This is a genomic window from Streptomyces sp. NPDC049040, from assembly GCF_043197715.1.
In the GTDB taxonomy this organism is placed as follows: Bacteria; Actinomycetota; Actinomycetes; order Streptomycetales; family Streptomycetaceae; genus Actinacidiphila.
Window position 1 is genome coordinate 272,444 of record NZ_JBICTO010000004.1, and the last position, 26,308, is coordinate 298,751.

The following is a 26,308-nucleotide window of genomic DNA, read 5'->3' on the forward strand; positions in this document are numbered from 1 at the left end:
GCTCGATGCCTTTTCCCGCACCCGTCGCACACTGTGGCACCGTCCGTCGCACCGCGCCGCCCGGTAATGGCGCTGATGTACGCTGGTGAAGCCCTGAAGCCTTCCGGGGCCCTTCGGTACCGGTACGACGACCCCCGTCGACCCCGGGCTCCGAGCGGGCATCCACGATGAAGACGATCACGCGCGAAAGGCGGAGAAGGTGTCGGGTGAGAACGGCGTGTCGGTGACCGGTAAAGTCCTGGCCCTGCTCGAGGTGTTCTCTCATGAGACTCCCGCACTGACGCTCACGGAAATGTCGCGGCGGACGGGACTCTCGCTCCCCACCGTGCATCGCCGTGCCGCTGAACTCGTCGCCTGGGGCGCCCTCGAACGCGGCCAGGACCGACGGTACCGGGTGGGTCTGCGACTTTGGGAATTGGCCGCCCTCTCCCCGCGCGGTCACGGTATTCGGAATATCGCCATGCCGTTCATCCAGAATCTTTACGACGCGACGAAGGAGCAGCACATCCACCTTTCCGTCCGAAACCACCTGGACGTCGTCATCCTGGAACGTCTCAGCACGCCCCGGGCTCCGCAGGTCATCAGCCGGGCGGGCGGACGCTTCGGCACCTTTGCGACGGGGTCGGGACTTGTGCTGCTCGCCCATGCCCCCGAGGGCGTGCGCGAGGAATACCTGGGAAGCCCGCTTCCCCGCTATACCGACAGCACCGTCACGGACGTCGGCCTGTACCGATCCCTTCTGGCCGCGGTTCGCAGGAAGGGCTACGCCTCCAGCGATCGGATGATGGGTCCTGACATCCACTGTGTGGGCGCGCCCATCCACGGACCGGACGACTCCGTGGTGGCAGCCGTTTCCCTCTGCTTCCGAACCGGCACTCGATCCGTTGAGGAGGTCGCTCCTTCCCTCCGTGCCACCGCCCGCGGCATCTCCCGAGCTCTCGTAGGTCACCAGGCCGGGTGACTCCCGAGGCGCTTCGGCCGCCTCGCGCCCGCCGTGTCGGTCACCCCGGGGATGCACCGACCGTGCTTCGGCGCCCCCGGCCTCCCTTCGGATCGTTCACCACTCCCACGATGGCCTCGGCGGTCCGGGCGATGTCCGCTTCGGTGGCCGCCTGGCGCGCGAGGGCGCTGTCCACGCTGTCCACGAGACCGGGATGCCGACCTTCGTAGGCGGCGAAGGTCTCGGTGTCGTCAGGATGGATCAGACTCGGGTGCCGACGGATGTCGGCGGTGAGCGCTCCAGACGTGACGGTGGAGACCTCGATGCCGAAGCCGGACAGTTCCCTGGCGTAACTCGCCGCCAGGTGGTCGATCACGGTGACGGCCTCCGAATGCAGCGCGAGGTATGGGGTCGCGTCGGCACTGTGCCGGGAAGGCACCACCCAGATCAACAGCCCGTCCTGGCGCTCGCGCATGGCTGGCAATACGGCACGGTTCACCCGCTGGCTGGAGAGCACGTTCGCGTCGTAGATCTGCGCCAGCTGGTAGGGGGTGAAGGACTCCACCGGTCCCCGCGGTACGGGACCGAGGGCGTGGATCACCGCGTCGATGCGGCCGGAGCGCCTTGTGACCTCGCCGATCGCGGCGGAGACCGAGCGCTGGTCAGCGGTGTCGAGCGCAAGGGGGTGGAGTCGCGCGTCCTGCGCCAGCACCTGTCCCCCCACCGCGGTGAGATCGTCGGGCGCCACTTCGCGGGCGGGCCCGAACCCGGCATACACGGTGTGACCGGCGCCGGCCAACGCCAATGCCGTCATCGCCCCGAGTCCTGTGGATGCCGCGGTGACAAGAACGATCTTCGACATCAGACTCCTCAGCGGCGCACGGGGCCCACTCGGCCCGGACGGGACGCAACCGCCCACGTCGCCAGTATCGGCGCGGCCCGACCCCGCCCGCCTACGTCGAATGACGGTGCTCGTGACTGTGCCTCGCGCCGCCCCTCCGCGGCCGGCTGGTGGCGGGGCCGGTCCGTCCTTCCCCGCAGGGGTTCTCGCGTGCGCGATCGCCGGACGAACGGCTGCCGAGCAGTCGGCGACGCGGCGGTCGATCGACAGATGCCGCGCACAGCGTGCCGGGGAATCCTGGGGTTGCGGTTCGGCGCGGCCGGCGGCGAGAAGTGCCGGCACTGACTTTCGACGCCGCAGCGGACCTGCTTCCCACGCGAGGTGGGAAAGGGGGCGGGAGGAGTTCTCCCCCCCACCGTGCAATCCCGGCGCCGGACTTCGAGCGCACCGCGGAAAAGAACACAGCCTCCACAGGCACGGAGATCGGTATGAGCGAAACAGACGGCAACCCGGTGGGCACGATCGTGCTCATCCACGGCCTGTGGGTCACACCACGGAGTTGGGAGGGGTGGAGACACCACTACGAGGCCCGCGGCTACCGGGTCGTCACCCCGGCCTGGCCCGGCCTGGACCGCGAGGTCGAGGACCTGCGACGCGACCCGGCCGGCATCGCCGGGGTCGGCATCCGGGAGGTGACCGACCACTACGAGACGATCATCCGCGGTCTTGGTCACCAGCCCGTCATCATGGGCCACTCCTTCGGAGGCACCATCGTCCAGATCCTGCTCGACCGCGGACTCGGACGCGCCGGAGTCGCCATCGATTCGGCAGCCGTCAAGGGCGTGCTTCCGTTGCCCCTGTCCACACTCCGGTCCACCTGGCCGGTCCTGGGCAACCCCGCCAACAGGAACAAGGCCGTCCAACTGACGGCGGAGCAGTTCCGCTACGCCGTCACCAACACCCTCAGCGAGGCCGAGTCGGCCGCACATTACGAGCGGTACGCCGTCCCTGGACCGGCCCGCGTGCTCTTTCAGGGAGCGTTCGCCAACTTCAACCCCAGGGCCGCCAGCCGGATCGACTTCCGCAACAGCCGACGGGCCCCGCTCCTGTTCATCGCCGGCGGGGCCGACCACATCGTCCCTCCCAAGGTGAACAAGGCCAACCGGCGCCTCTACCGGAAGTCGCCCGCCGTCACCGACTACCGCGAATTCGCCGGACGCTCGCACTTCATCGTCGGCCAGAAGGGCTGGGAAGAAGTCGCCGACTACGCCCTGGACTGGGCGGAGGAACACGCCACCGCCCTTTCGTGACCACGGCGCACCGCGCGCCTGCTCCACACGCCCACCACGGCGCATCATCTCGCGGCCGACCCGCCGCGCCCCTCACCGTCGTTCCGCACCGACGCGGAACGGCTCCTCCCCACCGACGATCGCCACACCACTGTTCAAGGAGACATACGTGTCCAAGCCCCGGTCTCTTCGCATCGCCGTCCTCGGCGCCATCAGCCTCGCCCTCGCCGCCGGCGCGACGACGTTGGCCTCGGCCGCACCGTCGTCCCACGGCAGTTCGGCCCCGAAGCCCACCATCGTGATCGTCAACGGAGCCTGGTCGGAGCCGGGCAGCTTCGACGGCGTGATCAGGAAACTCCAGAACGACGGGTACCCCGTCGCCGCCCCGCCCACCGCCCTGCGCAGCCTGGCCGACGACTCCGCCTATCTGAGCTCGTACCTCAAGACCGTCAAGGGACCCATCATCCTGGTCGGCCAGTCCTACGGCGGATCCGTCATCACCGACGCCGCCACGGGCAACAACGACGTCAAGGCGCTCGTCTACGTCTCGGCCTTCGCGCCCGACGAGGGTGAGAGCACACAGGACCTGACGGCGAAATTCCCCGGTACCCACATCACCGACGATCCCGACGCACCCCTCCCCACCGCCCTCAGCGCCGTCCCCTTCACTTCCACCGACGGCACCAGCGGCATCGACCTCTACGCCAAGCCCGATCACTACCGCGACCTCTTCCTGAGCAACCGCCTGGGCAAGAAGGAATCGGCTGCGCTCGCCGCCGAACAGCACCCCATCACCCTGCAGGCCCTGCAGGACCACTCCAGCGCCCCGGCCTGGAAGACCATCCCGTCGTGGTTCCTGGTCTCCGACGATGATCACCTGCTCCCCGCGGCCGCCGAACGATTCATGGCCACCCGCGCTCACGGACACATCACCGTCGCGAACACCCCGCACGCCGCGCAGCTCACCGACCCCGGCATCGTCACCGGACTCATCGAGCAGGCAGCGCACGCGACCCGCTGACCACCGGCGGGGCCGAAGCGGAGCGGCGGACAAGGTCCTCTCCCTCCGCTTCGGCCCCGCCGTCCGGCGTCTCAACACATCCGCAAGGCCGAAGCGGCCCTCCGCGGAAGCCGGGCGGGCGCCGGCGACGCTCCGCCCGCCGCGTCGGGCCACAAGGAGTGGTCAGCGGCCGGCGGCGCCTGCGGGACAAGGGTCTCCTGGACGCGGATGGCGACCCCGTCGCGGTCACACGACGGGCATGCCGATCGCGGCCTCCGACGGCTCGCCGTCCTCCTCAAGATCCCGGCCGGCGGTCTCCTCGCCGTGCAGCGCGAGTGCGAAGGTAGCAGCGGCCATGGGCAGGGCGACGGTGAGCGCGACCAGCCGCGGGCCGGAGTGCTGCGCGATCAGTGCCGCGAGCGCGGGTGGACCGAACATGCCTCCGGCCTTCGTGCACGCCGCCGTCAGGCCGCTGCCCGCGGCCCGCACTCCGGTGGGGTAGATCTCCGCGGTGTACGGAGCCAGCATCGCCACGATGCCGGTCGTGCCGATGATGAGCAGGGCGAGCAGGCCGATGGTCAGGACGCGGCCACCCCGCATGTCGGTGGCGGCCAGCAGGCCGAGCGCGGCCACGGTCAGCGCCCCGTACGACACCATCGCCTTGCGACTGCTCCAGCGGGTGTAGCAGACCGCGACCAGGAAGGTGGCGGGGATCGCCAGCAGCGACGAGACGAACAGCAGGCCATTGGGTGAACTGCCCGCCACCGAGGCGTCCTTGAGCAGGGTGGGCAGGAAGGTCATGTAGCCCCAGTTGATGAGCCCCCAGGACAGGGCGTAACTCCCGACCACCAGGGTGCGGCGCAGCCAGCGCGGGCCGAACAGCGCCATCCACCCCGCCTTGGCGCCGGTGCCGGGCGCGCCGCCTGCGGCGGGGGCACCCCGGGTGTGCGGGCGGGCGGGGAGAGCGGGCGTTCGCGGTCCGGCGGTGGCGCGGGGCTCGGATTCGGCGCGCGCGACGGGAGGGGCCGGCTCGGCGACCAGCACCATGCCGTACGTCGCGCCCACCCCGCGGGCCTCGTCGATGCGGCCGGTCTCGGCCAGGAACCGGGGGGACTCCGGGAGCCAGCGGTTCATCAGGAGGAGAAGCCCGATGAAGGGCACGTGAGCGAACCACATGATCCGCCACCCGAACGCGGGGATCAGCAGCAGGGCCAGGCCGCTGGTGGCGAAGTAGGCGAGCACGGTGGCCAGTCCCGCCTGTAGCACCATCACCAGCCCCCGATGTCGCGGTGGCAGCGACTCAGCCGCCATGGCGTAGGCGATGGGGATCAGACCCCCGGCGCCGGCTCCCATCAGGAAGCACATCACGAGGTTCCAGCCGAACGTCGGCATCACCGCGCAGACCGTGGTCGCCGCGAAGACCAGGCAGGACATCAGGACCGTGGCGCGGCGTCCGACCCGGTCGCCCAGGTGGCCCCAGGCCAGGGAGCCGACCACGGTCCCGGTCAGGGCCACCACCGGCAGCACGGAGACCTGGCCCTGTGTCAGGCCGTACTCACTCCTCATCCCCGGCATGATGAACGCCAGCGTCGCGGGCTTCATCACGTCCACGACCAGCGCGAGCGACAGGGCCGCGATGAGCCTGACGTGTGCGGCGGTCAGCCCGGCCTGCGGCTCACTGACGACGCGGTAGCGCTCGACGCGGCCCGCCGGGTCGGGTATCCGCCGCACCAGCCCTGCCAGGGACAGGGCCAGTCCCACGCCCACCAGGACCATGCCGACGGTCATCGCCGTGCCGGCCGCTCCGCCTCCGCGGGACTCCATGTGCGGCCCCATGCGCGGTCCGATACCGCGCATCGCGAAGTACATCGGCACGTGCAGGGCGAGCCCGGCCCCGAGCAGGGCAAGGCCGCCCCAGAACCAGGACGGCCGCGCCAGGGTGGCGCCTTCGTCCGGGGTGGTCTGCCGGCTGTCGTCGGTCGCGCTCATGTGCGGAGCCCCTCTTCGGAAAGCAGCAAGGTGCAGCAGCGGGCGCGGACCCTCGGCAGCGGCACGACCGGAGTGCCGGAGGGAGTGCGGCCGGGCGGCGTCAGTGCGGGTACGGGCAGTGGTGCGCGGCGTGCGTGTCGCCCGTCCCGGTGTCGCCGGGAGCATCGGTCGGGTGCAGCGGACGTCCCTGGGCGTCGTGGTGGGCGAAGTACGTGGCTGCCGGCCGCAGCCGCCGCGCATGGAGCACCATGGCCGTACCGAAGCCGAGTTGCAGCAGGCTGCGCCCGACGTCCTCCCAGCGGTCGCGCACCCGCAGGGACGCCATCGCGGCGGCCAGCCGGTGCTGCGGCAGCCGGTGCCCGAGGCGCACCAGCAGGCAGGGCGCGCGGTGGGGGATGGACCTGGTGTGGGACACCGAGGAGTGCAGCGCGAAGCGGTCCAGCACCTCGTGCGTGACGGCGCGCGTCACCAGTGGTGCCAGGCGCCAGGCCGGGCAGGGCCGGTTCGCGGCCACCCCGAACGGGATGTGGTGCGCGTCCCTGACCGACAGGTGCTCCCAACGGTCGGGGTCGAAGTCCTCGGGCCGCTCGATTCCGGTGGCGTGATAGGCGGGGTAGTCAAAACACAGCACGGTGCCGGCCGGGTAGCCCTCGCCGGCGCCGGAATCGATCGGGGCGCTGGTGATCCGGTGCGCGATGCCGAACAGCGGGTAGCGCCGCAGGGCCTCGTTCATCACGTGGCCGAGGTACCGCTCGTCGTATCCGCCGTCCGGACCCCCGTCCCGGCAGCGGCTCTGCACCCGGGGGTGCTCGGCAAGCGCGAGCAGCAGATGCGCCATCGCCTCGGACATCTGGACAACGGCGGTGTTGAAGAACGTTCCTTGCAGGTAGTGGGCCTTGTCGAGGTCGGTGGCCAGCTCTGCCGGCAGCTCGTGCGGGACCTCACCGGCGGCCAGCCGGCCCAGCAGGTGGCGGGTGAGCCGCTCGCGCCGACGCATGTGCCTGAGGCGGGTGTTCTTCAACGAGTCGACCACGTCCCGGGCGTTGCCGGTGATCAGGTCGCGCACCGCCCGCGAGCACGGTTCGCCGAAGACCAGCTCGTGGAAGAATTCCGCCCACACCGGCATCATCAGGTCGCGAAGCCGCACCAGGCTGACGTCGCCCGGCACCTGCTCGTCCAGCACCCTGGCCGCGCAGGCCGCGGCCCGCGCGGACAGTTCTGCGCTGGTGCCGGCGAGCACCTCCGTGGTGGTGCGGGCGACCGCCGCATGGCGAGGCCCGGGCTCCAGGTGCTCCTGGTGGACCTCGGGACCGGGAGCCAGCCAGTACCAGAACAGGTCGGACAGGCCCGCGCCCCTGCTGCGCCCGTCGGCCGCCGGGTCGGAGTAGAGGCGCAGGAACTCCCCCGGCCCGACGAGGTCATTGGGCACCACGACACCCTCAGGACCGTTGACGGCCGCGAACACCCGCACCCGTAGGGCGACCAATGCGCGCGGCAGCCAGTACGGACCGGACAGCACCAGCCCCACCGCGGCGACCCCCGCGGCGCCGGGCATCGTGGCCAGCGTCCTCATCATGCCCACCTCGTCCGCCTCGTCCGCCTCGTCCCCATCGCCCACCTCATCCGAGTCGCCACTCCGTCGGAGCCGCCCGCGCGCCCTCATCCTTCGCATCTCGCGAGCGGCCGTTCTCGGCGCTCACCACGGCGCCGCCACACCCCGGGACACCACCTGGTCCCGGGTGACGCCGGCGCAGTCGGCCGACCCGCACAGGGTCAGCACGTGCGCCGTCTCCTCGCGCAGTTCCGCCAGGACACGGGCAACTCCCCGCTCGCCTTCGGCGGCCAGCCCCCACAGCACGGGGCGGCCCACCCCGACTGCCGCCGCACCGAGCGCGAGCGCGGTCACCACGTCCGCTCCCGACCGCACCCCGCCATCGAGCAGTACGGGAATCCTCCCGGCGACTGCGTCGGCTACCGGCGGCAGCGCCTCGATCGCGGCGGGCGCCGCGTCGAGCTGCCGGCCGCCGTGGTTGGAGACGATGATGCCCGCGACGCCCTCGGCCACCGCGATCCGCGCGTCCTCGGGGTGCAGCACTCCCTTGACCAGCACAGGAAGCTCCGTGGTCGCGCGCAGCGCGCGCAGGTCGGCCCAGGAAACGGCGGGCGACATCACGATCGGCCGGGTGCCACCGGGCGGCCCGCCCGGCAGATCGCGCATGTTCTCGGCCGCGTACCCGGGAGGCAGGTCGTGGAAGCCGTTGCGGTCGTCGCGGGCGCGCCGGCCGAAGGCAGGAGAGTCGACGGTCACCACCAGCGCCGTGCAACCCGCGGCCTCCGCCCGCCGCACCAGTTCCCGGGTGACGGCGGGCTCCGGCTGGAGGTACAGCTGGAACCACAGCGCCGCCTCGGGCCGTACCGAGCGCGCCGCGGCTGCCACTTCGCCGACCGCGGTGGTCGAGGCCATCGAGGTGGTCATCACCGCGCCCGCGGCTGCGGCGGCCCGCGCGGTGGCGGGCTCCCCGGCCGGATGGGCCAGCTTGTGGAAGGCGGTCGGCGCGACCACCACCGGCAGCGTGCCGGGCGCGCCCGGCAGATCCACGGTCGTGCCCGCCGGCCCGGTGCCGCGCAGCACCCGCGGGAGCAGAGCCAGCCGGCAGAAGGCCGCCTCGTTCTCGCCGACGGCCTGCTCGCCGCCGGCGCCGCCCTCGAAGAAGTCCCAGTGCACTGGATCGAGCCGGGCCCTGGCCTGGTCCCGCATCCGGGTCAGCAGGCCGGCGGCCGGCCCCGTGCCTGAGGCGGTCCGTGCCGACCCCGCACAGGGGCCGGCCGCCGGCGACCGGGTCACGAGGTGCCGGGTACGGGCGCTCCCGGGACGCTGTGCGCGCTCAGGAAGCTGATCAGCGGGGCTCGATGCACCGTCTCGCTGTCCCACTCGTTCTCCAGGTTCTCGGTGAGGTGGTGCTCGGCGAGCACCTTGCCGTCCTGGAACAGCCGCACCACGGGGTGCAGGTAGCGGCCGTCGAGCCCGCCGGTGGACTCCTGCGATACCCGGGTGACCGACACGTCGAACGGGTTGACCTTGTCGTGGTCGGCGCCGTACTCCAGGGTGACGGCCAGACAGCGGTCCACGGCACCGAACCGCCCGTCGGCGATGGCCGGGTGGAGGTGGTCAAGCGGCACCTCCGGGTAGTAGCGGACCGAACCGTCCGCGCCAAGGGCGACGGTGTCGGCGAGGAAGGCGAACATCTGCCACAACCCGGAGGAGCGGTTGACCCGGGCCAAGATCGCGTCCGCGACCGCCTCCGGGCTGCCGGCCACGTCCTGGGAGGGCCAGTCCCGGTCGTGGTAGCGCTGCTCCAGCATGCGGTGCAGCGCCCGCACGCCGTAGCGGAAGCCGTGGATGAACCCGCTGGTGGACCTCTTGAAGTCGCGAACCTGGGTGATCGTCCCGACGAAAAACAGGTCGGGGACGTTCACCGACTCCCACGCCTCGGTCTGCGCCGGGAAACGATCCCTGATGGCGAGCGCGGGGCGGCAGTCCTCGTCGAAGACCGAGGCGTCGAATCGGAAACCGGTGGCAAGGATGACCCGGTCGTACGGAATCTCTTTGACGACCTCTGCAACCCTGGAGAATTTCACGGCGACCCGGTAAGTGCCGTCGTCGTCCCTTTTCACGTACTGGATGTCGCCGTCGAGCAGGGCATTCTGCGATTTGAGCTGATAAGTGTCCAGGAAGTTGTTGTTGAGTGCTCTGAGATGCCCCACGAAGTGGGTCTGCCAGGCCAGCCGGAGGGAACCCGGACCTGCCACATGGATGACCGCGGCATTCTCGATCAAATTGTCCGCCGTCTCGAAGGCCGAATTCCCGCGACCGATCACCAGGACCCGCTTTCCGGTGAACTCCTCGGGGTCCACCGAGACGTCGGCGTAGGTCTCGGCGAGCTCCGCGCCCTCGAAGGGCGGAACGTAGGGGCGGCTGACACCGGTGGCGGCGATGATCCGGCGCGCGCGCAGCACCGTGCCGTCCTCGGCGTGCGCGAGGAAGTCCCCGCGCTGCCCGCGGCCGCCGCCGGAGGACTCGTCCGGCTCCCGGGAGATGCGGACGATGCGGGTGTTGCAGCGGATGCGTATTCCATGGGTCGCCGCGAAGTCGGCGAGGTAGCCGACGAACGCGTCGGCCGGTGGGAAGTAGCGCGGGGTGACCGCCGTGAACAGCGGGCCGTTCTCCTGCGACAGCAGCGAGTTCCAGTCCATCCGCAGGTTCAGCTCCGGATCGTCCCACCCGGTGTTGACCTTGTTGTTGGAGATCATCTTCCTGTGCCGCGGAAAGCGGCGGAAGAATGTGCCCGGGGACTCACCCGCCTCCACCACCAGGTAATTTCTGCCGGCCCGCTCCAGGAAATACCCGGCCTGTGTGCCAGCAGGTCCCGCACCTACTACCAGGTAATCGAGCCGTTCTTCTCCGGACATCAAGACCTCCAGGGCTCGGACAGGATGCCCAGCCACCCTAGTTTAGCCTTCAAGAAGTCATCCAGACCGCCGAGATGTGATCCACGTCACATCGCAATGGCGGGTTATCCGGCTGACTTTACGGATAACTAACCAGGCGGTCGGCCCCGGCGGGGCCAGGGCATCACGGCGCTCTCAAGGGGCGAAATGCGCAGAAGTGCAGGCCTTTCCGCAGGCTGAATACCGCCCCTTGACACGTCGCCTCCTGATGCCGCGCCGAACGGAGGGCACAGTGAACGCAAGAATCGAACCGGTGTTCCCCCGGCCCCTGGTCGAGGCGCTGCTGCGCGAGCCCGACGTGCCGGCCTTCGAGTTCCGCGGGCGTCCGGTCCCCCGCGTGGCGGTGCTGCGGCTGGTGTGCCAGGCGGTGCGGGGGCTGAGCGCCGCGGGCCTGGGGCCCGGCGGTGCGGTGGCCGTCACCACCGCCGTCACTCCGCACGGCTTCGCCGCGCAGATCGCCGCCCACCTGCTCGGGTGTCGGGTCACCGGCCTGCGCCCGGGTCTGACCCCTCCTCAGCTGGCTCACGTCCTCGGTCAGGGGGTGGACGCGGTCCTCGCCGACGACACTACTGCGGACGAGGTGCTGGCCGCGGCCACGAAGGCGGCAGGCACCCGGCACCTCGACGTCACCCGGGATGTCCTGCCGGACGCCGCAGAGCCCTTCGGATGGGACGACCCGGCCCGGCCCGGCGAGGTCGCAGCGTTGCGGTCAGCACCCGAACTGGCGGCGCGGGGCCGCCCGGAAGATGTCGGCCTGATCACCCTGACCAGCGGCAGCACCGGCAATCCCAAGGGGTGCGCGCAGACCTACGCAGCGCTCAGCCGGCACTGGTCGTGGCAGCCGGCCGAGCGCTGGACCCCGATGGCCCGCGAACTGGCGTCCGGCTACAGCCGTTTCCTGGTCTTCGGAACCCTCACCAGCGCCGTGATGCTGGAGCACCTCGCACTGTGCCTGCTCAGCGGTGGCACCGCCGTCATACCCGACGGGCCCCTCTCCTTCCCGCACACCTGGGCCCGCTACAGCGCCACCGCCTGCCTGTGCACCGTCCCCCGCCTCTACCAGGCGCTGGACGTGCTGCGCGCCGAGCCCGTCGACACCGCCGCCATGCGGGCCCTGCTCGTGGCCGGCTCCCCGCTGCCGGCACACCGCATCGCCGAGGCGGTCGAGCTGCTGGGCCCAGTCGTCTACCAGGGCTACGGCCAGACCGAGACCGGCATGCTCACCCTGCTGACACCCGCCGACATCGTCGAGCACGGCTCGCAGGTCCTCGACACAGTGGGCAGGCCGCAGCCCGGCGCCGACGTCAGCGTCCGCGACCCGGAGGGACGGCCGGTGCCGACGGGCACGGCGGGCGAGGTCTGGGTGCGCACCGACGGCATGATGTCCGGTTACTGGCAGGAGCCGGAGCGGACCGCCGAGGTGACGCGGGACGGCTGGATCAGGACGCGCGACCTGGGCGCGTTCAGCCCCGACGGGTTCCTGCGGCTGGTCGGGCGAGCCCGCGACGTGGTCTTCGTCAACGCGATCCTCCACTACACCGGCGCCATCGAGACCGTGCTGTGCGCACACAGCGACGTCGACCAGGCATACGTCGTCGCCGCGCCCGACGAGCGCTCCGGCGAGGCCGCACACGCCTTCGTCGTCGCGGCGCCGGGCCGCACTCCCGACCCGCACGGGTTGCGCGAGGCGGTCCGCGGCGCTCTCGGCGACGGCGCCGTCCCGGCCACGTTCACCCTGATCGACACGGTGCCGACCGCCCCCGGCGGCAAGCCGGACAAGCGGGCGCTGCTCGCCCGCCTCCCGCGGGCCGGGGAGGTCGACCGGTCAGGTGACGGCAAGCCAGTCGTGGGCCCGGAGGCCACCGGTGGCGCGGAACCGTCCGGCGGCGCCGTCGAGTGAGGCGGCCCCTTCAGCCGGAACCGGCCGGAGTGCGACGACGGGCCCACGACGTCCCGCGGGACCGTCAACTTCCCCCCAGGCCCGGCACTCTTCAGAATGGGAGCGCTCCCATATAGTCTGACGCGCGAACCAGCAGTCCCTTCAGCCCCTGATCACCCGGCCGTGCTCCCCCGCGCTCGCCGGCTCCCCCCACACCAGGAGAAGGAGACAATGCGTACATCATCCAAGGGCGCGCTCGCCGCGCTGGTCCTCACCGTGGTCGCGGCCCTGCCGGCCGGGGCGGCAGCGCCGCCGACCTCCGCATCGGCCGCAGCCGCGGGCCCGGCTCTCAGGGTCGACACCACCACGGGCCTGCATGCCATCGACCCCCACGTCTACGGCATGAACTTCGCGGACGAAGCCCTGGCAAAGGAGCTGCGGCTGCCGGTGAACCGCTGGGGCGGCAACGCCACCACGCGCTACAACTACAAGCTCGACACCCACAACACCGGCTCCGACTGGTACTTCGAGAACGTCTCCTCCGACAACGACCCCGCCGCGCTGCCGGCCGGCTCCGAGGCGGACAAGTTCGTCGACCAGAACCTGCGCACCGGCAGCGACACGTTGTTGACCGTGCCGATGATCGGCTGGACCCCCGCGGGACGCGACAACGCCTGCGGCTTCAGCATCGCCGCATACGGTCCGCAGCAGGGCAGCGACGCCCAGTGGCGCCCCGATTGCGGCAACGGCACCAAGACCGACGGCACCCCGGTCACCGGCAACGACCCCGCCGACACCAGCGTCCCGATCGGCGCCGACTTCACCAAGGGCTGGGTGCAGTATCTCGACAGCGCGTACGGCGCGGCCGGGCAGGGCGGGGTGCGCTTCTACGACCTCGACAACGAACCCGACCTGTGGCACGCCACCCACCGGGACGTCCACCCCACCGGCGCGAGCGACGACGAGCTCCGCGACAGCACCTACGCCACCGCGGCAGCCGTCAAGGCCGCCGACCCCGGCGCGAAGACCCTCGGCCCGGTCGGCTGGGGCTTCAACTCCCTGACCTACTCAGGGCTCGACCAGGACGTCTGCAACAGGGAGGGCGGCAGCTGCTGGTCCAACCCGCCCGACCAGGCGGCGCACGGCGGAGTGCCCTTCGCGACCTGGTACCTCCAGCAGATGCAGGCCTACCAGCAGGCCCACGGCACCCGCATCCTCGACTACTTCGACGAGCACATCTACCCGCAGCAGTCGGGCGTGGCGCTGGGCAGCACCGACGACGCGGCCACCCAGGCACTCCGGCTGCGCTCCACCCGGCAGTTGTGGGACCCGTCGTACGTCGACGAGAGCTGGATCAACCAGCCCATCCAGTTCATCCCGCGGATGCGCTCGCTGGTCGACCAGAACTACCCCGGTACGAAGCTCGCCATATCCGAGTACAACTGGGGCGCGCTCGACCACATCGACGGCGCCCTGGCCGAGGCGGACGCCCTTGGGATCTTCGGGCGCGAGGGCCTCGACCTGGCCACCTTGTGGTCACCGCCCAAGGCCACCGACCCCGGTGCCTACGCCTTCCGGATGTTCCGCAACTACGACGGCGCCGGTGGTGCGTTCGGCGACACGGCCGTCACCTCCGGCAGCGCCGACCAGGATCAACTCGCGGTCTACGCAGCCACGCGCGGCAGCGACCACGCGACGACCGTCATCGTGATCAACAAGACCACCGGCGACCTGACCGCCCCGGTCTCGCTGACCTCCGGCACCGCACTGCCCGCCGCCGCGCAGGTCTACCGCTACGGACAGGACGACCCCACCGCCATTCAGCACCCCGCCGACCAGGCGCTGTCCGGCGGGAACTTCAGCGCGACCTTCCCCGCGTACTCGATCACCGAATACGTCATCCCGGCCGGATCCACCACCGCCACCCCGCCGTCCGCGCCCGGCACTCCGACCGCCTCCGCGGTCGGTCCCGACCGGGCCACTTTGACCTGGGCCCCGGCCACCGCCGGCTCCTCGCCGCTGGCGTCCTACCTGGTCTACCCCGGCGACCCCGCGACCACCTCCGCCGTCGCGACCGTCGACGCGTCGACCACGAGCACGACGATCACCGGGCTCAGCCCGTCCACCGCCTACACCTTCCGCGTCGTCGCCAAGGACACCGCGGGCCGCAGCTCCCCGCCGTCGCCCTCGCTGACCGTCACCACCACCGCGGGCCAGAGCGCTGTCTGCACGGTCGCCTACTCCGTGACCACGGACTGGGGAAGCGGCTTCGGTGGCAGCGTCACCATCACCAACAAGGCGGCGCCGATCAACGGCTGGCGGCTCGGCTTCTCCTTCACCGGCAACCAGAAGGTCACCCAGGGCTGGAACGGCACATGGTCCCAGAGCGGCACCGCGGTCACCGTCAAGGACGCGGGCTGGAACTCCGCGCTGGCCACCGGCGCCTCCACCACCATCGGCTTCAACGGCTCCTACACCGGCGCCAACCCGGCCCCGCAGACCTTCACCCTCAACGGCAAGCGGTGTGGCACTGCCTCGGGCCTCGCGAGCCGGACCGTCACCGCGGCCGTCGGGCGCGCACCGGGCGCGCACGTGGTGCGGTGAACTCCTGGTCGCCGCCCGGCTGACATCGATCCGCCGCACACCTGGACGATGTCCGAACGCCCGGCCCCACCCCGCCGTTCACCTGCCTCCGAGCGGCGGGGCGGGGCCGGCACCGGCTGCCTACGGCACACGGCCCACCGGCACAGGCCCGGGGCATCCCGGCTCCGTCCCGTCACGGAAAGAGCCGCCACCGCCCTTCGGAGACGACGTCCACCGTGTCGTCCCTGATCCGAACGGCCGTCTCGTCGTCGATGAAGTAGAGCGGAAAGTCGGCCCGTTCGGCAATGCGCTCAGCCCAGGCGTCGTCCCGCTCGGGGAAGTCCGGCGAATACAGGTGCGGCTTCAGATACCAGTCGAAGAGACCGAAGGGCGGTTCCAGGGTCGTCGCACCGAGCGCGTGGAGATCCGCCGCGTCCCCGATGACGTCGGCGGAGTGCTCGGTGAGGTTCCGGCTGAAGATCATCGATCCGGCGCTCACCCCCACATAGACCCGGCTCTCCAGCGCCTCCAGGAAGCCGCCGGCCAGGTCGTTGCCGGTGATGCTCCGCGCAAGGTGATACTGGTTGCCGCCCTCCACGTAGACGACGTCGGCGCGCAGCAGCCGGTCGAGCACGGTCCGCCGGGGCAGGCCGTTCAGCTCCAGGACGTCGAACTGCCGCCAGCCGAGACCGTGCAGGCGGTTCATGTCCGCGACGAGCCACCCATGGTCCCCGGGCTCGGCAACGGACGCCGTGGGCACGAACACGACGTTCGCCGACCCGAACGGCTTTCCGAGCATGTCCCGCAGGGCATCCCGCAGCGTCTCGTTGCGCAGCCCGCTCGCCGTCAGAAGAAACTCCATCGGGCGAGCCAACCACAACCGGCGACGCGCGCAAAAGATCTTTCAGCCTGTTTCGTGGCCTTCACCGGCATCGCCTGCACCCCCCATCTGCCTGCGCGGGCTCGACAGACACGCGCAGCGCAAATTCGATGGCCCGCATCGAACAGCGCCCTCACCCTGGTCACCGTGGCAGAACCCAAGCACCAGATCCGAGCCCTCCATACCGCTTCCACCGTCACCGTCTACCAGGCGTACAGGCCGGAGATCGGCCTTCCCGCCGCCCGGGACGGTCGCTTCCCGGCAGCCTGGCAGCGGGACCGGATGACGTGGATCAAGCCCTCATTCCTCTGGATGATGTACCGCTGCGGATGGGGCTCCAAGGACGGCCAGGAAACGGTCCTGGCCGTCGAGATCACCCGCGAGGGCTTCGCGTGGGCACTGGAACATGCCGTCCTGGCCCACTATGAGCCCGGTCTGCATCCTGACCGCCCCACCTGGCAGCGCGAGTTGAAGCGCTCCCCGGCTCGGGTCCAGTGGGACCCGGAACGCGACCTGCACCTGCGGCCACTCCCGCACCGCTCACTGCAACTCGGCCTCACAGGAGAAGCCGCGCGCCGCTACGCCGACGAGTGGACGGTCGCCATCACCGACATCACCACACTCGCGCACACGATTCACGACCACGTGCGGGACGGCGACCTGACCGCAGCACGACACCTCCTGCCCGCTGAACACCCCTACCCTGTGCCCGCGGGAGGCCTGGGCCACCTGCACCGGTGAGCGGAGCCACTCGGGATGACTTCCAGGGCGACCTCGCCCCCTCGTCGGCGTCCGCTTGGCCGACATCGGCAAGCGGCAAGCGGCAAGCGGCAAGCGGCAAGCGGCAAGCGAAGCCTGCCCTGTTCGGGCTGGTGGCCTCGGGCCCGACCGTCTCCCGGCCCGTCGAGGGTCGTCAGTCGCCGTTCGTGGCCGAGGCCGAGCAGCGGGTGCTGGCCTCGGACGCCGCCGAGGCAGCGGCGGTTGGTTCGCGGGAACCGGGTTCACGCGACGTCGGTGCCGGCGCGGCCCGGAAGGTGCGGGCGGGTGCGGCCCTGCGGGCGAAGACAATGGTGGCCGCCACGATCGCGGCGAAGACGGGGCCGGTGGCGATGTGCACGATGCCGAGGACGACGGGGTCATTCCCGCGGTAGTAGACGACCTGCAGCGCGGCGTTGACGACGTTGACGGCGACGCAGACCCAGGTCGAGACGGTATGGACGCGCCGCAGCGGCGCCTCGGAGCGCCAGTCGGACGGACCGCCGCTCACCTTGTTCAGGATCACGCCTGTCAGGGGGCGTCCGACCACGATGCTGGCGAGGCAGACGGCGACCACGACGAACGGAATCAGTGCGGGCACGAGGAAGAAGCCTCGTGCTTCGCCGGTCAGCGCCGCGACCGTGGCGCACACGCTGACCGTGGCCAGGCCGATGACCGCCTGGCGCAGCTTTTCCTTGCGGATCAGGCGCCACCCGAACCCGGCCACGGCCGCCACCGCGGCTGCGATCAGCCCTGTGGTCAGCGACGCGGCGGCGTCTGCCACCAGGAAGGCGACGGTGGGCAGGGCCGCGATCAGGACACCGGGCGCCTTGTGCCGCAGGCTGCCCCGGTGGGTGCCTCGGGCCAACACCTTCATCGTCGTCCTCCTCATCGTTGCCTCATCACCAATGTCATTCATCGTGATGACAAAGTCAAACGGATGAATGACAAATCACATGAGTAGATGAACCGGACCCTCAGCGGCTAGGCTCTGGGCTCATGGCAACGGACAAGCGCGCACGTCGGGCCCCCCAGGAAGCGGACCGGCGCCGGGATTCGGGGCGCACACGGGAGCGGATCATCAGTGCCGCCGTCGGCGAGTTCAGCGCGCACGGGTACTCCGGCGCCCGCGTCACCCGCATCGCCAAGGCCGCCGGTCTGAACGCACAGCTGATCTCGTACCACTTCGACGGCAAGGCGGGCCTCTACCAGGCCGTACTGGAGCGCGGCACCAGCGCCCTGGACCCGCTGCCGGCCGCCGACAAACCGCTGAGCGACATCGCGGCCGACTACGTACGCGTCACCGGCCGCAACGCCGACATCACCCGCCTGCTGGCCTGGGAGGGCCTCGGCGACACTCCCGAGGCCGGTGAGCACACGGACATCGGGCGGCACAGCCAAGGCCGGGTCGACTTCATGCACCGCATCGTCGACCAGCTCCGCGAACGCCAGGCGGCCGGCGAATTCCCCGACGACCTCGACGCCGGCCACCTCCTGCTCGCCCTGTACGCCATGGCGAGCGCACCGGTCCTGCTGCCCCAGGTGGCCCGGCAGATCTTCGGCGCCGATGCCGACCGAGCCGACTTCCAGGAGGCGTTCGCCCGGCAAGTCGCCCGCCTCGTCGCGCACTTGGCCGCACCCCACGCCGCACCCCACGCCGCGCCCTGACCGGCAATCCCACCGAGCTTCGGTGAACACCTCCAGGGGGCGCCGCCCGGAGGCCAGCGGATGGGGGCTGCGGACTCAGCCCTTGGCGCCCGGGTGCTGGCCCTGCACCTGCGCGCTCGCGGCAGAGGTCAGGACACTGTTGCAGTACGACACGGCGCCGGTGTTGGCGACGTACCTGGCGCTGAGCCAGCGCTCGTGGCTGCTGCCGCGCACCAGGTACCAGATCGTGTTGCCGTCCACGTTCTGCGCCCGGACCTTGCACGTGAGGCCCACCTGCGCACCGTTGCCGTAAAAGCCGACGACGGATGAGTCCGTGCTCGGGAACTGACGGACATTCAGACCGGCGGGCGAGGTGATCGTGCCGTAGGGCTGGGCCGGCGCCGCCTGGGCGGGGGCGGCGGCGAACAGGACGCCACCCACGGCGAGGACTCCGGCAACGGTGCCGGCAGTACGCCTCAGACTGCACAGGGCGGAAGCGGTGAACATGGACATGGGCCTCTCCGGTTCTCGACAGCCACCGGCCGCGGATCGCGGCGGTACTCCCGAGGAACATTACGTCTGAGAACCACGAGTTAGCGGACGAAACGCCTTCGTTCATCCAGAAAGATGACATTCAGGACCGCGCCGTGGATGTCTGTGTCGCTTCCTTCGCTGCGGTCGTTGGTTGAGCCACGCCTGACGTGTCTGGTCGAGCGGTTGGTGCCGGATGAGGTGTGGGACCGATCCGGCGGGTGGGGCCGAAATGGGAGTGCAGGCCATCTGTCCCTCTGCCAGGATGACCGGCCATGACCACAGCGCGAGCCACCGCCCTCTTCGACGAAGTGGCCTCGCTATATGACGAGGTATTGCCGTTCTTCGCCGGGTTCGGCCACCAGCACATGGAGTGGCTCGCTCCGGCGCACGGCACCCGTGTCCTCGACCTGGGCGCCGGGCGCGGCGCCCTGACCGCTGCCGCGCTCGCCCGCGGCTGCCAGGTGACGGCGGTGGACTGCGCCCCTGGCATGATCGAGCGGATTTCGGCCCAGCACCCGCAGGTTCACCAAGCGCGGGTGATGGACGTTCACCAACTGGACTTTCCCGACAGCTCCTTCGACCTGGTCTGTGCGGGATTCGTCGTCCACTTGCTCGATGATCCGGCAAGGGCAGCCCTGGAGATCCGTCGAGTCCTGACTCCCGGCGGGGTGTTCTCCTTCTCCGTCCCGGGCGCGGTCGAAGACGCGCCGGAGTGGGAGTTCTACAATGCCCTCTTCCGCGAATTCCAGCCCCTGATACCCGTCGGCCAAGGACGGCTCAGTCGGCCCCTGGATGAGAAGCGGCTCCTCGCGGCGGCGGGGTTCACGAGCGTCAGTGTGACCGCCATCGAGCAGCGTCTTCCCGTCCCCGACGCCGACACGTTCTGGAACTGGGGGCTCTCGCACGGCTCCCGCGCCTTCATCGACGCCCTCCCGGCAGATGCCCGAACCGAGTTCGAAGCCCGGGTACGAAGAGAGCTGTCCGCCATGGACCCGATCGTCTTTGCCGCCGGCGCCAGCCTGTGGCGCGGCACCTCACCGGCCTGACCTCGCGCTGACGCAACCGATCAGCCGGCCGTCGGCTGTCCCGTGGTGGCCGGCCACGGCGATGCCGCTGGAATCGCAGCTCGTCCGAGGACCCCGTCGCGCGCATGGCTACCGAGCAGGAAGATCGGTTCGGTCGTGTTGTCGCCTCTGGGCGTCGCGCATACCCTGGGAAGGGTGGCGGCCAGCGCCATCTGTCGCGAGGTATCACGCCATGCCAGGGGGGCTGTTCCCCGGCCTACGCGGTGACCGCTTGCCACCCTTTGATCCGACCGGATTGCGCGCAGGCGGATTTGACGCAGTTCCGCGCCAGAGGGCGCAGGAGGTCCTAGTGCTTCCCACTCGACACAACACAGCCATGATCAACGGCCAGAAGGTCTTCTACCGCGAGGCCGGACCCAGCGACGCGCCGGTGGTGCTGCTGCTGCACGGATTCCCGAGCAGCTCCCACATGTTCCGGCATCTCGTCCCCGCACTGGCGGACGACTACCACGTCATCGCCACCGACCACATCGGATTCGGCCACTCCGCCATGCCCAAGGTGGACGAGTTCGACTACACCTTCGACAACCTCGCGGGCATCACCGCGGGCCTTCTGAAGCATCTCGGCATCGACCGCTTCGCCATCTATGTGCACGACTACGGAGCACCGATCGGCTGGCGCCTGGCACTCGACCCGTCCTTCGAGGTCAACGCGATCATCTCGCAGAGCGGCAACGCCTACATGGAGGGCTTCACCAAGCCCTTCTGGGACGACCTGTTCGCGTACGCCGGCGACCCCAGTCGCGAGACGGAGCCGGGCGCACGGGCCAAGTTCAGCCCGAGCACGACGCGTTGGCAGTACGAGAACGGCGCGTCCGACCCCAGCCTCGTCAGCCCTGACACCTGGACCCTGGACCAGCTCCTCCTGGAGCGGCCCGGCAACGACGAGGTCCAGTTGGCGCTCTTCCGCGACTACCCGACGAACATCGACGGTTACCCGAAGCTGCAGGAGTACTTCCGCGACAGCCGGGTGCCCATGCTCGCCGTCTGGGGCGAGCGGGACGAGATCTTCGGGCCGGACGGCGCGCGCGCGTTCTCCCGTGACCTGCCCGAGGCCGAAATCCACCTGCTGCCCGCCGGCCACTTCGCCCTGGAGACGCACCTGGACGCGATCAGCGGGTACATCCACGGGTTCCTCGGCCGCGTCCTCACCTGACGGTCGGTGCGGCGCAGACTGATGCGCGGGTCGGATCAGACGCCACTCGACTGCGCGGCAGACCCTTCCCTTCGCAGGGCAACCATGGCGACATCGTCGTCGAGGGAGCCTCCGGTATGGGCGCGTAGTGAATCGAGAAGGTCGCTCAGGAGCCGGTCCGGCTGCTGAGTCGCCCATTGGCCGACGTTCGCGTAGAGATCGTAGAAGGCGCCGGAGGCGTCGCGGGCCTCGACCACACCATCGGTGTAGAGCAGGAGCATCTCTCCCGATCCGAGGCGGAACTGCTCCACGTCGTAGTCGTCTCTGTTCCGGCTGTTGAGACCGAGCGGCGGGGACTCCCGCGACGGGTAGCTGAGCCCGGCCGTGGAGCGGCCGACGAGGAGCGGCGGGTAGTGGCCGCAGTTGACCGTTCTCACGGTTCGGGTGTTGTCTCCCGCGTCGTCGGAGATCTCGAGGAACAAAGCGGTGACGAAGCGTTCCGCCGCGGACTCGTCCGTTTCGCCGGCGTGCTCGAAGTGGTTCTCCATGCTCTCTTCGAGATAGGCGGCGAGTGCGGGCAGGTCAGCCGCCCGGGGCGCGGCTTCACGGAAACCGCCCAGCAGGGCCTCGGCGTCGTCGACGGCGGCAAGGCCTTTCCCGCGGACATCCCCGATGACGAATCTGATGCTGTTGGCAGTCCGGGCTGCCGCGTACAGGTCGCCGCCCAGATTCGCCCATGGCTGGGCAGAATGGTAGACGGAGGCGATCCGCACGTCGCCCATTCGTTCGGGAAGTGGCCGCAGCAGAATCCGCTGCACCGCCTCGGACACCGCACGGACCTCGATCAATTCCCTGAGACTACGGTCGCGCACCCCGCGCAATGCCGTGACGAAGATCGTGACGAAGACAATGGTGATCACGTGGATCGCGGGGATCGAGGTGTACCAGCTCCCGTCCAGAGCGTCCAATACCAGCGCCAGGCCGCAGCAGACCGTCGCGACCGCGGCCGTCGCCGGTAGGCCGCAGGCCGCGGCAGTGATCGTGGGCGGAGCGACCAGCAGGGACGCCAGGTGCTGGTCGGGTCGCAGGAGCAGACCGAGCACGAAAATGACGGCGATCAGCAGGACCGCGACCGACAGGCTGCTCCGCATGGCGAGGGGCATGTCATCGGCGGCCGGGTACGTCTCCCGTTCCTGCTTTCCGACCACTGCGGCGTAGCGCTGAGCGATCCGTCGCGGCAGGCTCTTGAGCTTTCCCGCCACGAGATCGCGAGCGGTTGCGAGACCCACGAACTGCCCTCCGTTGGATATCCACCCGGGGTGGATTGCCGTCACTGTGACGAAATGCGTTCGCCTGCGCTCCTGACGAGTTCCGCGGGGCACGCGCGACGTGGCCCGCGTGCCGCCGCCCTCCGACCGAGCGACCGAGCAGCCGAGCCGCCAAGCGGCCGTCATGCCAGACCAACCGGCACTCCTCTCCGCTACGGATCAGTCGCGGAGGAAGTCCAGTGCCTGCTGCACGAACACCTCGTGGTACTGGAAGATGCCGCCGTGGCCGGAGTCGGGGTAGATGGCCAGTTTGGCGTTGGGCAGCACATGGGCGAGGCGGAGGGTGCCGGTCTCGGTGGGCCACATGGTGTCGTTGTCGCCGTTGACGACGAGGACGGGGTGCTTCACGGCCGCCAGGCCGGCCGATGAGGTGTCCTGTTCCCAGGAGGTGAGCGCGGTCAACTGGGCGCCGATGGTCTCGTCGGAGACCGGGGTGTCCCGGTCGTCGGTGACGCGCTCGTCGAGGCGGCCGAGGAAGGCGTCCGCGGCGTCCTGGCTGGACTGCGAAGGTTCGAAAAACAGGAAATGCTTGGGGTGTTTGCCCTGCTCGGCGGCCTTCCGGGTGGCCTCCTGGAGGGTGGCGCCGGTGGCCGCGGGACCCTGGGCGCCTGCGGGCGCGGTGGCTGCCAGGATGATCCGGCGGACGCGTTCGGGGTGCTGCTGGGCGACGACTTGGGCGACGATACCGCCCAGGGAGTAGCCGAGCAGGTCGACCGTGTCCAGGCCGAGGGCGTCCAGGAAGGCGACGGTGTCCGCGGCCATCGCCTCGAAGGTGTCGGGAGTGGTCCCCCCGGAGCGGCCGACGCCGCGAAGGTCGACCAGGATGACGCGCCGCTCAGCCGCGAGGCCGTCGACCACGGCGGGGTCCCAGTCGTCCAGCATCGCGGTGACGTGGTGCAGGAGTACCAGCGGAAGACCCTCGGCGAGGCCGACCTCGCGGTAGGCGAACGGGGTCCCAGCGATGTTCACGGTCTGAGTGGGAGCAGTTGCTGCCGTTGCTGTGGACATGGTGGGGCCTTTCCCCTCGTACGCGGTGCCGGCGGGGTGCCTGACACCCATGGAATAGCGCTCGCTTGGTAACGATCGCTATTCCACGGGCGAAGAAGTTCGAGACACGCACGGCGGCAGCGAAGAGAAACCGGGATGAGGTAACCCGAGGACCACAATCGCACGGGCTCGGCGCGTACTCACGCCGTGCTCGCCAGAACGTCGAACGGCCGCACCCGCGTCTTCCCTTCCGAGATCGCCTCCAGCACGGGGATCCGGATCGCCGCTGAGGGCGTCATCCCTGCTGCGGTACGAGGACTGGCAGAGCGCATCCCAGGTTGAGCCGATCGATGATCGACTGCTCCACAGCGGTGAATCCATTTCCATACGCCTCACCCGGCGCGCGAGCCCGGCATCGTCAAACTAGGCTCACGTGCACAAGCCTAAAAGCGCCAGTCTCCCCTGGGCTTTGCCCAGTCCGCTGAAACAGACCCATGGCAGATCTTGGGTTTTTCGGACGCCGTTGACGAATCAAATACCAGGTCGGAAGACGATTCAGGGATCAATCACCCCGGAAACGAAAACCGACGGCTCCCGTGAATTCGGGAGTCAATACCCCATGCTCGATCGGGAAGATTTCGGCGGCGCTTTGCGTGTCCGGGTTCGGCAATCCGAGTTCGGCAAATGGATCCCACGAAGGAGAGAGTCACGTGAAGTGCAGGCGACACCTCGGTCTGATCGTGCTGGCGACAACGGCAGCAGTCGCCCTGACGGCGGGCTGCACCTCCAGCAGCAGTCATGTGCCCGCCAGCAGCGGTCACGCACCCGCCGGCGGCCCGTCGCACGTCGCCACGCCCACGATCGTTCTGGTCCACGGCGCGTGGGCAGACGCCTCCAGTTGGGCGGAGGTCACCGAGCGCCTCCAGAAGCGAGGGTTCACCGTCCTGGCTCCCCCCAACACCCTCCGGGGAGTCGCCACGGACACAGCCAACCTGCGGGCCTACCTGCAGACCCTCACCGGTCCCGTGGTGCTTGCGGGCCACTCCTACGGTGGGTTCGTCATCTCCAACGCCGCGACGGGCATCGCGAACATCAAGGCGCTCGTCTACATCGATGCCTTCATCCCCGACAAGGGTGAAACGGTGGGACAGCTGAGTGCCGCCCAGCCCGGATCGGTCCTGGCCGTACCGGATCCCAGCACGGTCTTCAACACCGTTCCCATCCCCGGCGGCAATGGGGATGTGGACCTGTACGTGAAGCCGAAGCTTTTCCCCGGCTTCTTCGCCGCAGGCGTCCCCCTCAACAAGTCGGACGTGCTGGCAGCAGGACAAAGGCCCTTTGCCGCCAGCACCCTGACCGAGCCGTCCGGAGTTCCCGCCTGGAAGACCATCCCGTCCTGGGCCCTGATCGGCACAGCGGACAAGGTGATTCCTCCGGCCGAACAGAAAATCATGACAGCACGGGCCGGCTCCCACACCGTCAGCGTGAATGCACCGCACCTGTCGATGGTCTCCAACCCGGACGCGGTGACCGATGTCGTGATCAGCGCCGTCCAGGGAAGCGACTGACCATCGAGGTGACGTCCCCCCGTGGCCGTGGTCGGCAGGTGATGACGCCACGGGGGTGAGGTCTCACTCCGTGCGGGTGCCGGGCTCAACCCCCGGAGTAGTCGCCGCTGAGGCCCTGTGCAGGCGTCTCCCAACCTTGTGCGAGCGTGCTCGCCGCACCGGGATCGACCCGCATGAGCCGTGCTTACGACAATGAGCGAATGGCGAGTGTCTATCACCAGGGCACCGAGATGCCGGACGGGTCTCTCCAGGCGTGGGTGGGGTTGATCGCTTCCTTTGTGCGACGCCCGGCGCCCTCGATCGTTGGCCCCGGCCTTGGACGCAGTGGTCCACGACTACTGGCCGGCGCTGCGGAGCATCGACGAGCGGCACTTCCCCGGCGCACCGACGTGACTCTCGGCCCCTGAAGCCTGACAACATGGCAGACTGCCCTTCGGCCAAGGAAGTTGGAGAAGGAGCCTCTGTGATGGACCCCCGGCCGGGTGGTGCCCCGACGGTCCTGCGCATGGTGCTGGGCAAGCGCCTTCAGGATCTGCGGGAGCAGGCCGGTGTCAGTCTCGAGCAGGCCGGCCGGGCGCTGGACGTCACCCACGCCACCATCCGCCGGATGGAGAGGGCCGAAGTCGGACTGAAGCTGCCGTATGTGGAGAAGCTGCTCACCACCTACGGGGTGGTCTCGCCCGACGAGGTCAGCGGCTTCCTCGCCCTCGTCCGCGAGGCCAACAGGCCCGGCTGGTGGCACAGCTTCCGCGACGTGCTGCCCCACTGGTTCAGCGCCTTCGTCAGCCTCGAAGGTGAGGCCGCGGTCATCCGCGCGTACGAACCGCACTACGTGCCCGGCCTGCTGCAGACGCCCGCGTACGCACGGGCCACGCTGCGCGCCGGGCTGCCGCACGGGGCGGCCGATGAGATCGACCGGCTCGTCACGCTGCGGATCGAGCGCCAGTCGCTGCTCCGGCGGGACAAGGCGCCGCTGCTGTGGTTCGTCATGGATGAGACCGTGCTGCGCCGCCCCATCGGCGGGCGCGAGGTGATGCGTGAGCAGGTGGACGCGCTGCTCGAGGTGGCCGATCTGCCCAACGTCCGTTTGCAGATCATGCCCTTCGCGGCAGGCCCGCACCCGGCGATGTACGGGCCTTTCCACATCTTCCGCTTCCAGCTCCAGGAGATCCCGGACATCGCCTACGTGGAGAGCCTGGTGGGGGGCGTCTACTTCGACGAGCGTGACGATGTGTCCACGTTCCTGGAGGCGCTGGACCGGATGTGCGCGCAGGCCGCGCCGGCACAGAGCACCAAATCGATCCTTGCCGGCATGCGCAAGGAGATCTGAGCGATGGATCGCCTCGGCAACCGCACCG

Annotated in this window: 21 protein-coding genes; 11 read left to right on the forward strand and 10 right to left on the reverse strand. The window is 69.9% G+C overall.

Going from position 1 to position 26,308, the window contains the following annotated elements; all coding sequences use genetic code 11:
• Window positions 1–199: 199 nt before the first annotated feature.
• Entirely contained in the window at window positions 200–961 is a 762-nt protein-coding gene (locus tag ACGFMP_RS13750; protein ID WP_393672410.1) for an IclR family transcriptional regulator, read from the forward strand.
• Window positions 962–1,001: 40 nt separating this feature from the next.
• Here ACGFMP_RS13750 and ACGFMP_RS13755 read toward each other — a convergent pair whose 3' ends face one another.
• Entirely contained in the window at window positions 1,002–1,802 is an 801-nt protein-coding gene (locus ACGFMP_RS13755) for an SDR family NAD(P)-dependent oxidoreductase (RefSeq protein WP_393672411.1), read from the reverse strand.
• A gap of 467 nt (window positions 1,803–2,269) precedes the next feature.
• Between ACGFMP_RS13755 and ACGFMP_RS13760 the strand changes: the two genes are divergently transcribed.
• On the forward strand, window positions 2,270–3,091 hold the full coding sequence (locus ACGFMP_RS13760; protein ID WP_393672412.1) for an alpha/beta hydrolase: 822 nt from the start codon (window positions 2,270–2,272) through the stop codon (window positions 3,089–3,091).
• Window positions 3,092–3,239: 148 nt separating this feature from the next.
• Window positions 3,240–4,091: an alpha/beta fold hydrolase gene (locus ACGFMP_RS13765; protein ID WP_393672413.1), complete on the forward strand. Its 852-nt coding sequence runs from the start codon at window positions 3,240–3,242 to the stop codon at window positions 4,089–4,091.
• A gap of 225 nt (window positions 4,092–4,316) precedes the next feature.
• Here the strand turns inward: ACGFMP_RS13765 and ACGFMP_RS13770 are convergent, their stop codons facing one another.
• The 4 genes from ACGFMP_RS13770 to ACGFMP_RS13785 all read right to left on the reverse strand — a co-directional run bounded on the left by ACGFMP_RS13770 (window position 4,317) and on the right by ACGFMP_RS13785 (window position 10,529).
• A complete protein-coding gene (locus ACGFMP_RS13770) occupies window positions 4,317–6,059 on the reverse strand; it encodes an MFS transporter (RefSeq protein WP_393672415.1) in 1,743 nt (580 codons plus the stop codon).
• A gap of 100 nt (window positions 6,060–6,159) precedes the next feature.
• A complete protein-coding gene (locus ACGFMP_RS13775; RefSeq protein WP_393672808.1) occupies window positions 6,160–7,614 on the reverse strand; it encodes a cytochrome P450 in 1,455 nt (484 codons plus the stop codon).
• A 141-nt stretch (window positions 7,615–7,755) separates the two neighbouring features.
• Window positions 7,756–8,817: an alpha-hydroxy acid oxidase gene (locus tag ACGFMP_RS13780; protein WP_393672809.1), complete on the reverse strand. Its 1,062-nt coding sequence runs from the start codon at window positions 8,815–8,817 to the stop codon at window positions 7,756–7,758.
• A gap of 83 nt (window positions 8,818–8,900) precedes the next feature.
• The gene (locus ACGFMP_RS13785; RefSeq protein ID WP_393672416.1) at window positions 8,901–10,529 is read right to left on the reverse strand and encodes an NAD(P)-binding domain-containing protein; all 1,629 of its coding nucleotides are present in this window, start codon (window positions 10,527–10,529) and stop codon (window positions 8,901–8,903) included.
• A gap of 271 nt (window positions 10,530–10,800) precedes the next feature.
• Here ACGFMP_RS13785 and ACGFMP_RS13790 point away from each other — a divergent pair, with 271 nt between their 5' ends.
• Both ACGFMP_RS13790 and ACGFMP_RS13795 read left to right on the forward strand, forming a co-directional pair.
• The gene (locus tag ACGFMP_RS13790; RefSeq protein ID WP_393672417.1) at window positions 10,801–12,468 is read left to right on the forward strand and encodes a class I adenylate-forming enzyme family protein; all 1,668 of its coding nucleotides are present in this window, start codon (window positions 10,801–10,803) and stop codon (window positions 12,466–12,468) included.
• Window positions 12,469–12,678: 210 nt separating this feature from the next.
• Window positions 12,679–15,051: a glycoside hydrolase family 44 protein gene (locus ACGFMP_RS13795; protein WP_393672419.1), complete on the forward strand. Its 2,373-nt coding sequence runs from the start codon at window positions 12,679–12,681 to the stop codon at window positions 15,049–15,051.
• Between the two features lie 172 nt (window positions 15,052–15,223).
• Here ACGFMP_RS13795 and ACGFMP_RS13800 read toward each other — a convergent pair whose 3' ends face one another.
• Window positions 15,224–15,892: a Type 1 glutamine amidotransferase-like domain-containing protein gene (locus ACGFMP_RS13800; protein WP_393672420.1), complete on the reverse strand. Its 669-nt coding sequence runs from the start codon at window positions 15,890–15,892 to the stop codon at window positions 15,224–15,226.
• Window positions 15,893–16,057: 165 nt separating this feature from the next.
• Here ACGFMP_RS13800 and ACGFMP_RS13805 point away from each other — a divergent pair, with 165 nt between their 5' ends.
• Window positions 16,058–16,651, forward strand: a complete 594-nt coding sequence (locus ACGFMP_RS13805; protein ID WP_393672421.1) for a DUF4291 domain-containing protein — start codon at window positions 16,058–16,060, stop codon at window positions 16,649–16,651.
• A gap of 172 nt (window positions 16,652–16,823) precedes the next feature.
• On the opposite strand, the gene ACGFMP_RS13810 is transcribed toward ACGFMP_RS13805, so the two are convergent.
• Window positions 16,824–17,543, reverse strand: coding sequence for a DUF3159 domain-containing protein (locus ACGFMP_RS13810; RefSeq protein ID WP_393672423.1), 720 nt, complete (start codon window positions 17,541–17,543; stop codon window positions 16,824–16,826).
• Window positions 17,544–17,665: 122 nt separating this feature from the next.
• Between ACGFMP_RS13810 and ACGFMP_RS13815 the strand changes: the two genes are divergently transcribed.
• Entirely contained in the window at window positions 17,666–18,334 is a 669-nt protein-coding gene (locus ACGFMP_RS13815) for a TetR/AcrR family transcriptional regulator (RefSeq protein WP_393672424.1), read from the forward strand.
• Between the two features lie 75 nt (window positions 18,335–18,409).
• Here ACGFMP_RS13815 and ACGFMP_RS13820 read toward each other — a convergent pair whose 3' ends face one another.
• Window positions 18,410–18,826, reverse strand: a complete 417-nt coding sequence (locus ACGFMP_RS13820) for an SH3 domain-containing protein (protein ID WP_393672426.1) — start codon at window positions 18,824–18,826, stop codon at window positions 18,410–18,412.
• Window positions 18,827–19,119: 293 nt separating this feature from the next.
• Between ACGFMP_RS13820 and ACGFMP_RS13825 the strand changes: the two genes are divergently transcribed.
• A complete protein-coding gene (locus ACGFMP_RS13825; protein ID WP_393672427.1) occupies window positions 19,120–19,893 on the forward strand; it encodes a class I SAM-dependent methyltransferase in 774 nt (257 codons plus the stop codon).
• A 355-nt stretch (window positions 19,894–20,248) separates the two neighbouring features.
• Window positions 20,249–21,088, forward strand: coding sequence for an alpha/beta fold hydrolase (locus ACGFMP_RS13830; RefSeq protein ID WP_393672428.1), 840 nt, complete (start codon window positions 20,249–20,251; stop codon window positions 21,086–21,088).
• Window positions 21,089–21,123: 35 nt separating this feature from the next.
• On the opposite strand, the gene ACGFMP_RS13835 is transcribed toward ACGFMP_RS13830, so the two are convergent.
• Entirely contained in the window at window positions 21,124–22,356 is a 1,233-nt protein-coding gene (locus ACGFMP_RS13835) for a PP2C family protein-serine/threonine phosphatase (RefSeq protein WP_393672430.1), read from the reverse strand.
• Between the two features lie 198 nt (window positions 22,357–22,554).
• Window positions 22,555–23,364, reverse strand: a complete 810-nt coding sequence (locus ACGFMP_RS13840) for an alpha/beta fold hydrolase (RefSeq protein ID WP_393672431.1) — start codon at window positions 23,362–23,364, stop codon at window positions 22,555–22,557.
• Between the two features lie 671 nt (window positions 23,365–24,035).
• Between ACGFMP_RS13840 and ACGFMP_RS13845 the strand changes: the two genes are divergently transcribed.
• Together ACGFMP_RS13845 and ACGFMP_RS13850 are read left to right on the forward strand one after the other, a co-directional pair.
• Entirely contained in the window at window positions 24,036–24,950 is a 915-nt protein-coding gene (locus tag ACGFMP_RS13845) for an alpha/beta fold hydrolase (RefSeq protein ID WP_393672432.1), read from the forward strand.
• A 463-nt stretch (window positions 24,951–25,413) separates the two neighbouring features.
• Window positions 25,414–26,280, forward strand: coding sequence for a helix-turn-helix domain-containing protein (locus ACGFMP_RS13850; protein WP_393672433.1), 867 nt, complete (start codon window positions 25,414–25,416; stop codon window positions 26,278–26,280).
• The last annotated feature ends 28 nt before the right edge of the window (window positions 26,281–26,308 follow it).

Coding starts and splice junctions, on each gene's coding strand:
- ACGFMP_RS13755 (WP_393672411.1), bottom strand. CDS start 1,802: ATGTCGAAGATCGTTCTTGTCACCGCGGCATCCACAGGACTCGGGGCG.
- ACGFMP_RS13760 (WP_393672412.1), top strand. CDS start 2,270: ATGAGCGAAACAGACGGCAACCCGGTGGGCACGATCGTGCTCATCCAC.
- ACGFMP_RS13770 (WP_393672415.1), bottom strand. CDS start 6,059: ATGAGCGCGACCGACGACAGCCGGCAGACCACCCCGGACGAAGGCGCC.
- ACGFMP_RS13775 (WP_393672808.1), bottom strand. CDS start 7,614: ATGCCCGGCGCCGCGGGGGTCGCCGCGGTGGGGCTGGTGCTGTCCGGT.
- ACGFMP_RS13780 (WP_393672809.1), bottom strand. CDS start 8,817: ATGCGGGACCAGGCCAGGGCCCGGCTCGATCCAGTGCACTGGGACTTC.
- ACGFMP_RS13785 (WP_393672416.1), bottom strand. CDS start 10,529: ATGTCCGGAGAAGAACGGCTCGATTACCTGGTAGTAGGTGCGGGACCT.
- ACGFMP_RS13795 (WP_393672419.1), top strand. CDS start 12,679: ATGCGTACATCATCCAAGGGCGCGCTCGCCGCGCTGGTCCTCACCGTG.
- ACGFMP_RS13800 (WP_393672420.1), bottom strand. CDS start 15,892: ATGGAGTTTCTTCTGACGGCGAGCGGGCTGCGCAACGAGACGCTGCGG.
- ACGFMP_RS13810 (WP_393672423.1), bottom strand. CDS start 17,543: ATGAAGGTGTTGGCCCGAGGCACCCACCGGGGCAGCCTGCGGCACAAG.
- ACGFMP_RS13815 (WP_393672424.1), top strand. CDS start 17,666: ATGGCAACGGACAAGCGCGCACGTCGGGCCCCCCAGGAAGCGGACCGG.
- ACGFMP_RS13820 (WP_393672426.1), bottom strand. CDS start 18,826: ATGTCCATGTTCACCGCTTCCGCCCTGTGCAGTCTGAGGCGTACTGCC.
- ACGFMP_RS13825 (WP_393672427.1), top strand. CDS start 19,120: ATGACCACAGCGCGAGCCACCGCCCTCTTCGACGAAGTGGCCTCGCTA.
- ACGFMP_RS13830 (WP_393672428.1), top strand. CDS start 20,249: ATGATCAACGGCCAGAAGGTCTTCTACCGCGAGGCCGGACCCAGCGAC.